10 protein-coding genes are annotated in these 11,815 nt (G+C 65.1%); all 10 read right to left on the bottom strand.

Going from position 1 to position 11,815, the window contains the following annotated elements:
* Positions 1 to 40: 40 nt before the first annotated feature.
* From acsF to bchB, 10 genes are read right to left on the bottom strand one after another with little or no spacing between them, the layout of a single operon-like run.
* Positions 41 to 1,138, bottom strand: coding sequence for a magnesium-protoporphyrin IX monomethyl ester (oxidative) cyclase (gene acsF, locus DY467_RS18330; RefSeq protein ID WP_164638052.1), 1,098 nt, complete (start codon positions 1,136 to 1,138; stop codon positions 41 to 43).
* On the bottom strand, positions 1,135 to 1,434 hold the full coding sequence (locus tag DY467_RS18325) for an O2-dependent cyclase accessory protein (RefSeq protein ID WP_107343561.1): 300 nt from the start codon (positions 1,432 to 1,434) through the stop codon (positions 1,135 to 1,137). The genes acsF and DY467_RS18325 overlap by 4 nt, the downstream gene beginning before the upstream one ends.
* A 2-nt stretch (positions 1,435 to 1,436) precedes the next feature.
* On the bottom strand, positions 1,437 to 1,943 hold the full coding sequence (gene puhC / locus DY467_RS18320; RefSeq protein ID WP_107343560.1) for a photosynthetic complex assembly protein PuhC: 507 nt from the start codon (positions 1,941 to 1,943) through the stop codon (positions 1,437 to 1,439).
* 12 nt (positions 1,944 to 1,955) lie between these two features.
* On the bottom strand, positions 1,956 to 2,618 hold the full coding sequence (puhB, locus tag DY467_RS18315) for a photosynthetic complex putative assembly protein PuhB (protein ID WP_164638050.1): 663 nt from the start codon (positions 2,616 to 2,618) through the stop codon (positions 1,956 to 1,958).
* The gene (gene puhA, locus DY467_RS18310) at positions 2,615 to 3,382 is read right to left on the bottom strand and encodes a photosynthetic reaction center subunit H (protein WP_107343558.1); all 768 of its coding nucleotides are present in this window, start codon (positions 3,380 to 3,382) and stop codon (positions 2,615 to 2,617) included. Before puhA ends, puhB begins: the two co-directional genes overlap by 4 nt.
* Before the next feature lie 22 nt (positions 3,383 to 3,404).
* On the bottom strand, positions 3,405 to 4,838 hold the full coding sequence (locus DY467_RS18305) for a BCD family MFS transporter (RefSeq protein ID WP_164638048.1): 1,434 nt from the start codon (positions 4,836 to 4,838) through the stop codon (positions 3,405 to 3,407).
* Positions 4,835 to 5,536, bottom strand: a complete 702-nt coding sequence (bchM, locus tag DY467_RS18300; protein ID WP_107343556.1) for a magnesium protoporphyrin IX methyltransferase — start codon at positions 5,534 to 5,536, stop codon at positions 4,835 to 4,837. Before bchM ends, DY467_RS18305 begins: the two co-directional genes overlap by 4 nt.
* Complete coding sequence (gene bchL / locus DY467_RS18295; RefSeq protein WP_107343555.1) at positions 5,536 to 6,474, bottom strand: ferredoxin:protochlorophyllide reductase (ATP-dependent) iron-sulfur ATP-binding protein; 939 nt, start codon at positions 6,472 to 6,474, stop codon at positions 5,536 to 5,538. The genes bchM and bchL overlap by 1 nt, the downstream gene beginning before the upstream one ends.
* The gene (locus tag DY467_RS18290) at positions 6,471 to 10,217 is read right to left on the bottom strand and encodes a magnesium chelatase subunit H (protein WP_164638046.1); all 3,747 of its coding nucleotides are present in this window, start codon (positions 10,215 to 10,217) and stop codon (positions 6,471 to 6,473) included. The genes bchL and DY467_RS18290 overlap by 4 nt, the downstream gene beginning before the upstream one ends.
* Entirely contained in the window at positions 10,192 to 11,814 is a 1,623-nt protein-coding gene (gene bchB, locus DY467_RS18285) for a ferredoxin:protochlorophyllide reductase (ATP-dependent) subunit B (RefSeq protein WP_164638044.1), read from the bottom strand. Before bchB ends, DY467_RS18290 begins: the two co-directional genes overlap by 26 nt.
* Between the last annotated feature and the right edge of the window lies 1 nt (position 11,815).

The following is an 11,815-nucleotide window of genomic DNA, read 5'->3' as shown; positions in this document are numbered from 1 at the left end:
GACCGGTGGGCCGAGGTAGCGGACCATCACACCGTCCCCCTCACCACGCCGGACGCAGGCCGATGACGCGCGGCAGTTCGTTACGCTTGGCCGGCAGCAGGAACAGCCGGCCGAATGCCAGCGCCGCCGAGGCGGCGTAGAACGGCCGCTTCAACTTGCCGAGCAGGCCCTGGCGGTGGCTCTTGTCGATCTTCTCCGCGGCGATCCGCAGCCGCTCGAGGTTCTGGAGAAAACGCGGGTCGTCGAGATTGATCGTCACCGGGAAGACCTGCTTGGAGATCTCGGTGGTGATGCGGAACACCTGCATGCCGTAGTCGGTGGCATCGACCCCGAGCGCCTCATAGAACGCCGGGCGCATGTGGTCGCGCACATACATCGTGGCGAACACCGCGAGCAGGAAGAACCGGATCCACAGCTTGTTGACGCCGGACAGCAGCGACGGATCGGCGCGCATCAGGAGCGCGAACGCCTCGCCGTGCCGGAACTCGTCGTTGCACCAACGCTCGAACCACTTGAAGATCGGGTGGAAGCGGAGCTCCGGATGGCGCTCCATCTGGCGATAGATCGTGATGTAGCGGGCGTAGCCGATCTTCTCCGACAGATAGGTCGCGTAGAAGATGAACTTCGGCCGGAAGTAGGTGTACTTCTTGACCTTGGTCAGGAACGACAGGTCGACGCCGATGCCGTGATCCTTGAGGATCTCGTTGATGAAGCCGGCATGGCGGGCTTCGTCGCGGCTGAGCAGGCCGAACAGTTCGCGGATCTCCGGGTTCTTGATCCGCTTCTTGATTTCGGCGTAGAGCACGCAGCCGGAGAACTCGGCCGTCAGCGACGACACCAGAAAGTCCTTGAACTCGGCGCGCAGCTCGGGCGGCAGCTTGTCGAGGTCGCTGTTCAGAAACTCGTCGGTCTTCTTGAAGTGCGACTTGTTATAGTCGGCACGCAGCTCGTTCATCATCGCGGTCCATTCGGCCCGCACCAGACTGACGTCGAGCTTGTCCATCGCCGCGTAATCGGTCGTGTAGAACCGCGGCGTCAGGATGGTATCTTGCTTGGCGATGTTGAGGCTGTCGACGCTGCCCTTGATGTCCGGCCGCGTTCGCAGCGCGCCTTGGGCGCCACCCTCCATTGGAATCATTGTACCCTCCCGGTCGAAAAGCTGACTTCGTACAGTTCGGTCAGTTCACGGTAGCCTTCGAACCGCGCACGAATCTTGTCGAGAAGACCGGCACGGACCACGGTTGCGGTGCGACGAACTACCAAACGTTCGCCGAAGTCGACGTGGGTCGGCGCATCATGAACCAGGACTTCGTCGCCAGGTCCGATTTCGATGTCGCCGTCGAGAGTGACGTGCGCATGCAGGGTTTCCGAGGTCTGTTCGATCTCGACCGTGCAGGGGACGTCGAAGCTCGTGCGTTTCCCTAGTCCGAACATGCTTATTTCGAAGCGCCCTTCTCGTTGAGGATCTCATTATTGGAGGTGGTTTGATCGGTGCCGTTGCCGGCGGGCATCAACTGCGAAAAGGCGCGCAGATTGTCGGCGCCGAACGCGTTGAGATCGATCACCTTGTTGGTGACCGGATCGGTCAGCGTGTACTGACCGTTGACGTAGCGGGCGAGCTTGAACGACGGCTGCGAGCCGACGCCGGCGAGTTGACGCTCGCGCGCCAGCCCGTGCAACACCACGCGGACGAAGCCGGACTGACCCGGCTGCAACGACTTCACCAAGCTGCGATCGGAAGTCCGATACACGAGCACGGCGCCGTCGGGACTGTCTTCGAAGTTCAGGTCGAGGCTTTCGACCATCGCCGGAGGGGTCATTCGGGAATGACCGACCCCGGTCAGTCGGGCGGTTGCCGCCACGGCAATCGTGAACAACACGACCGCCGCAGCCGCGATCAAAGCGCCCTTCGGAACATTGAGATTGTGCGCGGCCTCGCTCATCTCGATCTCCGTTTAGGCTACTGCCGGTGCGGTTGGACTTGGCAGCGGACCGTCTTCTGGGCCGCTACTGGTGGATTGTACGATCGCCACCGCGGAGCTGTCGGTCTGCGCCTTCACCGCTTCGGTGAGTTTGGCAGCGACTGCGGCGACGTCCGGGACCGAGTTGAGCATCGGCTCCGGATTGTTGATGTACCAGGGCCGCACATGCGGCCACAGCAACACGTAGGATGCGCGCTTGTCGTCGATGACCCGCAGGGGGATATCGCCGCTGCCGTCACGATTCTGGCGGAGGTCGGCGTTGGCGATCCGGGTCAACGGGATGTTGATCGTGATCGGCAGCGCCACGCCCATCTGAAGCAGCACGCGCTTTGAGGTGATGGTGTAGCAGGTCGCCCGGCGGAACAGCCAGACGAGCAGTGAGAGCAGGCCGAGACCGGCAGCCGCCGGGATCAGAAGCATCGACGCGGACGTCAATGCTTCCGCCGGCGACTGGCCGTTCGACCAGTTCGACCAGGCCTTCCACGCGATCAGCAGGACGAAATAAATCGCCACGGCCCGCATGTGGAAGGACCTGATGGCCAACCCTTTATAGGTCGGCTTCCCCTGCCAGATAACGCGCTCTCCCTCCGGCAAGGGCGACGGAAGCTCACGAAACTGGCTGGGGCTGTCGGTCATACGATCGACTCCGAACGCATCGGCGTGGCGTAGAGAGTGCCGGCGCCGTAGTACGCGCAGATCTTGTCTTCTTCGAGCTTCGAGACCTGATCGCTCTTCGAGGTGGTCGGGACGCCGGCGAACTGATCGCCGCGGATGGCGTCGACGGACACCTTGCCGAATGGGTCGTTGATCAGCGCGAACGGCACCGGGAGCAGAACGCGCTTACGGCTCTTGGCGACCTCGACTTCGAGGTAGCGGGCGATCACTTCGGCGCGGTCGACCCACACCTCGGTCACCGTACCACCGACCACGCCGTCGCAGCCGACGACCGACATGCCGACCGGGTTCGGGTCACGCGGGTCGAGGAACATGCCCTTCGCGGCGCGCAGCGGCGCGATGATCGGCAGGTTGTCGAGGCCGAGTTCCGGCACGTCGGCGCGCTGAGCGTAGGAGCCCGGGCCAACGCCATCGGCGAACGGATTGCCGGTCGGAACGAACGGCGCACCGGGCCACGGCGCAGACGGAGCGAGCGCCACGTTCGGGCGATCGTTGCTGGTCGACGGCACGGTCTTGGTCGCGCCACCACGCAGCAGGTAGGTCTTCGGATCCGGCGGCGCAGGCACGCCGATCTTCGCCAGGCGGGTGCCGGTGCCGGCATCGGCGACCAGCGGATAGCCCTCGCGCTTATCTTCCCGGCGCAAGTAGAACAGCAAGCCAGCGAAGAAGATCCAAAATACGTACAGGGTAACCTGTGCTAAGTCCAAATACGCTCCGGGTTGCATGGGACAGACCCCTTCCTCTTAGTTAACCTGGAAATTCGGCAAGGCCGAATTTGGCTGACGACTGCGCGTAGTTCGTTCGTGTCGTGCGCACGAGCGGACCGACCGCAACAAGCGTTGCAAACAGCAACGCGATCTCGATGTAGTAAACGAAGCAGTAACCGATTGCCGGCCCCGACAGCACGGCACCGAGCATGCCGTCACTGGCGAGCGAAGCGACGGCGTCGCGAATGCCGCCGCCGAGCAGGATGCCGCCGCCGGCAGCGGTCGCCTGCACTGCGCCCCACGTACCGAGCGCCATTCCCGAATCGCTACCGGACGCAACGGCCATCGCCGCCGTCAGCGTGCCGGCCGCAAACAATCCGCCGCCGAAGCCGATCAGCGCCGTGCCGGCGCGGAACAGCAGCACCGACTGCGCCGGCGCCGACATCACCACCGCCGCGAAAGCGAACATGCCGATCATCGCGCCGAGCCCAGCAAGGCGATACGGATCGCCGCCGCGGCCGAGCATCCGCGCCGACAGCGCAAAGCCGCCCAGCGTGCCGATCGCGAAGAAAGCCGTGAGCGCGGTGGTCTGACCGACGGTGAGTTGCAGCACCTGGGCGCCGAACGGCTCCAGCAGAATGTCCTGCATCGAAAAGCCGGCAGTGCCGAGCGCCACCGCAACCAGCATCCGGGTCGAGCCGCCGGCGGCACGGAACTGCGCCCACGACTCGCCGAACTGCGGACGCAGCCGCGAGGCCGAAGTCAGCGTCGGGTTACGGGCTTCCTGCTTCCACAGCGCGACGATGTTCAGCAGCAGCTGCACCACCGCCACGCCCTGAATCACCTGAATGAGCTTGAGCTCGCTGAAGTCGCGCAGCAGCTCGCTGAAGATCACGGCGCTGCCGGTCATGCCGATCAGCAGCATCACATACAGAAACGCCACCACCCGCGGCCGCGAATCTTCCGGCGCGATGTCGGTGGCGAGTGCGAGACCGGCTGTCTGAGTGGTGTGCAGGCCGGCGCCGACCAGCAGGAACGCCAGCGCGGCGCCGAACTGACCGTACACCGCCGGATAAGCGCCCTCGCCCGACAGCACCAGCAGCGCGAACGGCATGATGGCGAAGCCGCCGAACTGCAGCAGCGTGCCCATCCAGATATACGGCACGCGGCGCCAGCCGAGCACCGAGCGGTGATGGTCGGACTTGAAGCCGATCAGCACGCGGAACGGCGCGAACACCAGAGGCAGCGACACCATCAGCGAGACGAGCAGCGTGGTGACGCCGAGCTCGACGATCATCACCCGGTTGAGGGTGCCGTTGAGAAGAACGATCGAAGCGCCGACCGAGACCTGAAACAGCGACAGACGCAGCAGACGACCGAGCGGAAGCTCCTTCGTCGCCGCGTCAGCGAACGGCAGGAAACGCGTCCCGAGACGCATCCAGCCCTTCGCCAATGTCGCCGCCACTTGGCTCATCGTCGAACCATCTCCAAGGCCTGCGAGGTGTAGAAGCCGGACGACACCCGATGGGTGCGGCCGGGCTGCCATTGCGCCAGCAGCGGCTCTTCGGCCACCAGGCTGCGCAGTGTCTTTTCGCTGATCGGTTCGATCGCCGGCGCACGGTCGGCGCGCGGGAAGAAGCCGCCGACGAAATGCATCAGCGTCAGCAGTGGGGTCTTCGGCGCGAACGTCACCGCCATCGACTGCCGGGTGCGCGATGCCAGCGTCGCCAGCATGCGGCAGATGTCGTGCGGCAGGTAGTGGATCAGCGAATCCATCGCGACCACGAAATCGAACTCGCCGAGTTCGGGGTCGAGCATATCGCCGGAGCGGAAGTCGATCGCGGCCGGATCGATGTCGGCCGGCAGACGCTCGCGCGCCACCGCCACCAGCGTCGGCGACAGATCGATCGCAACGATCTTGGCGCCGCGCCGCGCCGCCTCAATCGACAGCGCGCCGGTGCCGCAACCGGCGTCGAGCAGCCGGGTGCCGGTCATGTCGGCTGGAAGCCACGACAGCAGCGTGTTGCGCATTTCGTCGCGGCCGGCGCGCACGGTGGCGCGAATGCCGCTGACGGGAGCGTCCGACGTCAGCTTGGCCCAGGTGTCGGCCGCGGTGCGATCGAAATAGGTTTCAAGCTCGCCGCGACGCTCGATGTAGCTGCCCAACGCCATCAATCAAATCCCAAGAGATCAAAGATGTCGCGATCCTTCAGCGGCTTGCCCTGGACCGGGGGTTCCTTCGCCTCCCACAAATCCGTCGCGAGCCGAAGATACTCATTTTGCACAGCTTCAATTTCTGGGGTGTGATCCATCTCAAAAAGCGTCATCTTTTTCAGACGGCTCTTTCGGATGACATCCAGATCCGGCAGATGCGCGACGCGCTTGATGCCGGTGCGCTCGCCGAACTTGTCGATCTGGTCGGTTTCGCGGCTGCGATTGGCAATCACTCCCGCCAGACGCACGGCATAGTTCTTCGACTTCGCCTGGATCGCCGCGGCGATGCGGTTGGCGGCGAAGATCGAATCGAAATCGTTGGCGGCGACGATCATCGCCCGCTCGGAATGCTGCAGCGGCGAGGCGAAGCCGCCGCACACCACGTCACCGAGCACGTCGAAGATCACCACGTCGGTATCTTCGAGCAGATGATGCTCCTTGAGCAGCTTGACAGTCTGGCCGACGACGTAGCCGCCGCAGCCGGTGCCGGCCGGCGGACCGCCCGCCTCGACGCACATCACGCCGTTGTAGCCCTCGAACACGAAGTCTTCGGGGCGCAGCTCCTCGGAGTGGAAGTTCACCGACTCCAGGACGTCGATCACCGTCGGCATCAGCTTCTTGGTGAGCGTGAAGGTCGAGTCGTGCTTCGGATCGCAGCCGATCTGCAGCACGCGCTTGCCGAGCTTGGAGAACGCCACCGACAGGTTCGACGAGGTCGTGCTCTTGCCGATACCGCCCTTGCCGTAGATCGAAAACACCTTGGCGGTGCCGATGTTGAGGTTGGGGTCGAGCTGGACCTGGACACTGCCCTCGCCGTCGCCCTCGGCGCATTTCGACGCGTTGACGTCGGCGCAGCCCGAGGTCTTCAGCTTGTTGGGATCAGTCAGGATGTTCATGCGGCCACTCCCACGCCTTCCAGGCGATCCTCGAGCTCTTCGCCTGCCTTGCGCAGGGTCTCGAGCATTTCCGGGTCCGGAGACCAGTAGTTGCGTTCGTGCGCTTCGATCAGGCGGTTGGCGACTTTCGCCGAGGCTACCGGATTGAGCGCGGCGAGGCGTGCCCGCATTTCAGGATCGAGCACGAAGGTCTCGGTGAGCTGCTTGTACACCCAGGGGGCGACTTCGCCCGTGGTTGCCGACCAGCCCATAGTATTTGTCACGTGCTCTTCGATCTGACGCACGCCTTCGTAGCCATGCTTGAGCATGCCCTCGTACCACTTCGGATTCAGCATCCGCGTGCGAGTTTCGAGTGCGACCTGCTCCGACAGCGTGCGCACCGTGCCGGCGCCGCGGGTCTGGTCGCCGATATAGACCGGCGCGGCCTGGCCACCCTTCGCCTTGCGCACCGCGCGGCTGATGCCGCCGAGCGTGTCGAAGTAGTGATCGACCGTGGTGACGCCGAGTTCGACCGAGTCGAGGTTCTGATAAGCCAGATCGACGTCGGCGAGCGCGCTCTTGAGCAGCTCGGCGTGTTGCACCGGCTGGCCCTTGAGGCCGTAAGCGAAGCTCTTGCGCTTGGTATAGGTCTCGGCGAGCTCGTCCTCGTCTTCCCAGCGGCTGTTCTCGACCAGATGGTTGACGTTGGAGCCGTAGGCGCCGTCGGCATTGCCGAACACCCGCAGCGAGGCTGTCTCCATGTCGCAGTTGTGCGCGGCCTGATAGGCCAGCGAATGCTTGCGGATGAAGTTCTGCTCGGCCGGCTCCTCGGCGCTCGCCGCCATGAATGCGGCTTCGGCGAGCAGCTTGATCTGCAGCGGCAGCAGGTCGCGGAAGATGCCCGACATGGTGATGATCACGTCGATGCGCGGCCGCCCGAGTTCTTCCAGCGGGATCAGATCGGCGCCGGCGAGACGGCCGTAGCCGTCGAACCGCGGCCGTGCACCCATCAGCGCCAGGGCCTGGCCGATCGGCGCGCCTTCGTTCTTGAGGTTGTCGGTGCCCCACAGCACGATCGCGACCGTCTCGGGCAGCGGATTGCCCTCGGCGATGTGCTTGTCGATCAGCCGCTGCGCCTGCTTGGCGCCGTCCTGCAGCGCGTAGGCCGACGGAATCCGGAACGGATCGAAGCCGTGCAGGTTGCGGCCGGTCGGCAGCACTTGAGGCGTGCGCAGCAGGTCGCCGCCCGGCGCCGGACGGATGAACTTGCCGTCGAGCGCGCGCAGGATCGCGGCGAGTTCGTGATCCTCGGCGAGCAGCTTGTCGATCCCGACGAGCTCCTTGAGCATGTCGAGATTGGCCTGCGCTTCCGGACCATTGCCCGACAGATGTTCGGGATGGCCGCCGCGCACCAGCGCTTCGAGCAGGGCCTTGTCGGGGCGCTTGCCGTGCATCGCATCGGCGACGGCTTCCAGCGTCTCGACCCGCTCCTCTTCGGACGGCACGTTGCCGACGACATGGAGGCCGTGCGGGATCAGCGCGTATTCCATCTCGAGCACGGCGTCGGCGAGCTTGGCGATGGTGTCGCCCGCTTCCTCGGCGGTCCAGGCCGGCTCGGCCGGGGCGAGGTCGAGGCCCGCGGCCTGCGCCTGCACCAGCGTCGCGAGATTAGCGCGCTCGGTCTCTTCCTCCGGCGTCAGCCCGCGCCAGCGCTCGAGCGACGACTTCAGTTCGAGCAGCCCGCGATACAGGCCGGCATGCGCGACCGGCGGCGTCAGGTAGCTGACCAGCGTCGCGGCCGAGCGGCGCTTGGCGATCGCGCCTTCGGACGGATTGTTGGAGGCGTACAGATACATGTTCGGCAGATCGCCGATCATGCGGTCGGGCCAGCAGGTGCCGGACAGGCCGGTCTGCTTGCCGGGCATGAATTCCAGCGCGCCGTGGGTGCCGAAATGCAGCACCGCGTGGGCGCCGAAATCCTGCTTGATCCAGCGATAGAACGCCGAGAAGGCGTGCGTCGGCGCAAACCCCTTCTCGAACAGCAGCCGCATCGGGTCGCCTTCGTAACCGAACGCCGGCTGCACGCCGACGAACACGTTGCCGAAGCGCTCGCCGAGAATGAAGATCGACGAACCGTCGCTCTGCTGCTTGCCGGGCGCCGGACCCCACTGCGCTTCGATCTCGCGCAGATAGCGTTCGTTCTTGACGTGATCACCGGCCATCACGCGGGCATGGACGTTGGCATTGGCGCCGAACCGTGCCGCATTGCCGTTGATGATCGCCTCGCGCAGCGCGTCGACGCTTTCGGGGACCTCGACGGTGTAGCCTTCGGCCTTCATCGCCTTCAGCGTGTTGTAGAGCGACTCGAACACGCCGAGGAACGCCGCGGTGCCGGTGTTGCCGGCGTTCGGCGGGAAGTTGAACAGCACCGCAGCGACCTTGCGGTCCTTGCGTTCGCTCCGGCGCAGCGCCACCAGCTTGGCGGTGCGCGACGCCAGCATTTCGGCGCGCTCGCTGCAGACATGCATGTCGCCGCCGCTTTCGTTGCGCTCGAACTTGCAGAACTTCTCGCAGCCCGGGCAGGCAACGTCGCCGCCGTCGGAGCGGCCGCCATAGACCATCGGGTTGGAGCAGCCGTCGAGTTCGGGGATCGCCACCATGATGGTGCTTTCCACCGGCATCAGGCCGCGATCGGACGTCGCCCACTGCTCCAGCGTCTGGAACTCGACCGGATGCGCCGACAGATACGGCACGTCGAGCGCGGCGAGGATGTCTTCGGCCGCCTTGGAGTCGTTGTAGGCGGGACCACCGACCAGCGAGAAGCCGGTGAGCGACACCACTGCATCGACCGTGGGACGGCCGTTCTTGATGAAGAACTGCTCGATCGCCGGGCGCTGATCGAGGCCCGAGGCGAACACCGGAATCACCCGCAGGCCCTTGGCCTCGAACGTCTCCAGCATGCCGTCATAATGCCCGGCATTGCCGGCGAGCAGATAGGAGCGCAGCAGCAGCACGCCGACCGTGCCCTTGGCTTCGGACGGGCCCGTCGGCAGCTTATCGACCGACTCGGCGATCCGGCCCTTCATCTTCGGGTGGTACACGCCAATATCGGGATATTCGAGCGGCGGCTCGACCTTGGCGACGCCGCGCAGCCCCTTGCGCGGACCGTTGGCGTAGCGGTCGATCAGCAGCCGCACCATGTTGGCGATGTTCTGCTCGCAGCCCGCCAGCCAGTACTGCAGCGTCAGGAAGTAGGCGCGCATGTCCTGCGCGGTGCCGGGGACGAAGCGCAGCAGCTTCGGCAGCTGCCGCAGCATCTTCATCTCGCCCTTGCCGGCCGAGCCCTCGTGCTTCTTGCCGCGCAGCTTCTTCAGCCAGTTGATCATGCCGAGCGCTTCGGCGCTCATGTCGAACTTGCCGATGTGGGTGAGCTTCACCACCTCAGAGGCCGACATGCAGCACACCATCGCGTCGCATTCGGTGCGCCGCGCCTGCAGCGCCGGCATCACCGCACGGACGTGATCGTCCATGAACAGCATGGTGGCGATGATGATGTCGCCGGTGGCGATGTCGGCGAGGCAGCGCTGCAAAGCGTGTCCGTCGCTGCCCCACTCGTCGGCGGAGTGCACCGTCAGCTCGATTCCTGGATAATCCTTCCGCAACACGTTGCGAGCACGTGCGGCGGCACCGGACAAATGGCTGTCCAGCGTGACGATGACGACCCGAACCGGGGTCTTGTCAGCGGGCGAAGTGCGCTTTGGCATCGTACAAGGTCTCGACAGTAATGGTTGCGACACCATTTTCGTTGGCGAAGCGCTCGGTATTCCGGCGAGCCTTGCCGCGGACGAAGAACGGTATCTTCAGCAGTTCCTTTTCGGCTTCCGGTGCCCACACAGCCCCGGTGGGGGCGGGTGCGGTCGGAGCCGGCTCAGATGCTGCACCGTCGAGAACCGGCGCGCTTTGCGGCAGCGCAACGGCGACCTCCGCCACAGCAGGCGCCGAAGCGGGTGCGTGGCCAGTGCCGAGATGCGACGGCAGCGCGCCGTCCTTGAATTCGAAATCGTCCTTGAACATCGCCAAAAGATGCTCTTCGAGGCCCATCATCAGCGGATGGACCCAGGTGTCGAAGATCACATTGGCGCCTTCGAATCCCATCTGCGGCGCATAGCGCGCGGGGAAATCCTGGACATGCACCGGCGCCGAGATCACCGCGCAGGGCACGCCGAGGCGCTTGGCGATGTGGCGCTCCATCTGGGTGCCGAGCACCAGCTCCGGATGCAGTTCGGCAACCTTGGCTTCGACCTCGAGATAGTCGTCGGTGATCAGCGCCTCGACGCCGTACTTCGCCGCCGCCTCGCGGACGTCGCGGCCGAATTCACGGCTGTAAGTGCCGAGCCCGACCACCTTGAAGCCGAGTTCTTCCGACGCGATCCGCGCCGAGGCGATCGCATGGGTGGCATCGCCGAAGATGAAGACGCGCTTGTTGGTCAGGTAGGTCGAGTCGACCGAATGCGAGTACCACGGCAGCCGGGTCGAAGCAGCCGCCAGCACCGGCTCCGGATCGACGCCGGCAAGGCCGGCGACTTCGCGCACGAATTCGCGGGTCGCCGAGACACCGATCGGAATCGTCTTGGTGAACGGCTGATGGAAGATCCGCTGCAGCCAGGACGCTGCCTGCGAAGCCACTTCCGGATACAGCACGACGTTGAAGTCGGCTTCGCCGAGCCGGGTCAGGTCCGCCGGTGTCGCCCCCATCGGCGCCACCACGTTGACGTCGATCCCGAGCTGACCGAGCAGCTTGGTGATCTCGGTGATGTCGTCGCGATGACGGAAGCCGAGCGCGGTCGGCCCGAGCAGATTGCACTTGGCACGCTGGCCCGGCGCGCGCTCGGCGCGCTTGGTGCCGGGCGGCGGCGCCTTCGGACCGGCGATCGCGCGCACCAGCTGATAGAACGTCTCGGACGCGCCCCAGTTTTCCTTGCGCTGATACGCCGGCAGATCGATCGGAATCACCGGAATCGAAAAGCCGAGCGACTTGGCGAGACCGCCCGGATCGTCCTGAATCAGCGAGCCGGTGCAGGATGCGCCGACGATCATCGCCTGCGGCTTGAAGCGCGCATAGGCGTTGCGGGCCGCGCTCATGAACAGCTCGGCAGTGTCCTTGCCGAGATCGCGCGCGGCGAACGTCGTGTAGGTCACCGGCGGCCGCTTGTTGCGGCGCTCGATCATCGTGAACAACAGATCGGCGTAGGTGTCGCCCTGCGGAGCGTGCAGCACGTAGTGCAATTGCTCCATACCCGTGGCAACGCGCATCGCGCCGACATGGGGAGGGCCTTCATAGGTCCATACGGTGAGCTGCATG

The sequence above is a fragment of the Rhodopseudomonas sp. BR0G17 genome, from assembly GCF_010907025.1.
Taxonomy (GTDB): Bacteria; Pseudomonadota; Alphaproteobacteria; order Rhizobiales; family Xanthobacteraceae; genus Rhodopseudomonas; species Rhodopseudomonas palustris_H.
The sequence above is the reverse complement of the archived record's forward strand: the minus strand, read 5'-3'. Positions and strand labels throughout refer to the sequence as shown.

What these genes read in the sequence shown, in the direction of transcription:
- bchL (WP_107343555.1), bottom strand. Translation starts at nt 6,474, where the DNA reads ATGAACATCCTGACTGATCCCAACAAGCTGAAGACCTCGGGCTGCGCC.
- DY467_RS18290 (WP_164638046.1), bottom strand. Translation starts at nt 10,217, where the DNA reads ATGCCAAAGCGCACTTCGCCCGCTGACAAGACCCCGGTTCGGGTCGTC.
- puhC (WP_107343560.1), bottom strand. Translation starts at nt 1,943, where the DNA reads ATGAGCGAGGCCGCGCACAATCTCAATGTTCCGAAGGGCGCTTTGATC.
- puhB (WP_164638050.1), bottom strand. Translation starts at nt 2,618, where the DNA reads ATGACCGACAGCCCCAGCCAGTTTCGTGAGCTTCCGTCGCCCTTGCCG.
- puhA (WP_107343558.1), bottom strand. Translation starts at nt 3,382, where the DNA reads ATGCAACCCGGAGCGTATTTGGACTTAGCACAGGTTACCCTGTACGTA.
- acsF (WP_164638052.1), bottom strand. Translation starts at nt 1,138, where the DNA reads ATGATTCCAATGGAGGGTGGCGCCCAAGGCGCGCTGCGAACGCGGCCG.
- DY467_RS18325 (WP_107343561.1), bottom strand. Translation starts at nt 1,434, where the DNA reads ATGTTCGGACTAGGGAAACGCACGAGCTTCGACGTCCCCTGCACGGTC.
- DY467_RS18305 (WP_164638048.1), bottom strand. Translation starts at nt 4,838, where the DNA reads ATGAGCCAAGTGGCGGCGACATTGGCGAAGGGCTGGATGCGTCTCGGG.
- bchB (WP_164638044.1), bottom strand. Translation starts at nt 11,814, where the DNA reads ATGCAGCTCACCGTATGGACCTATGAAGGCCCTCCCCATGTCGGCGCG.
- bchM (WP_107343556.1), bottom strand. Translation starts at nt 5,536, where the DNA reads ATGGCGTTGGGCAGCTACATCGAGCGTCGCGGCGAGCTTGAAACCTAT.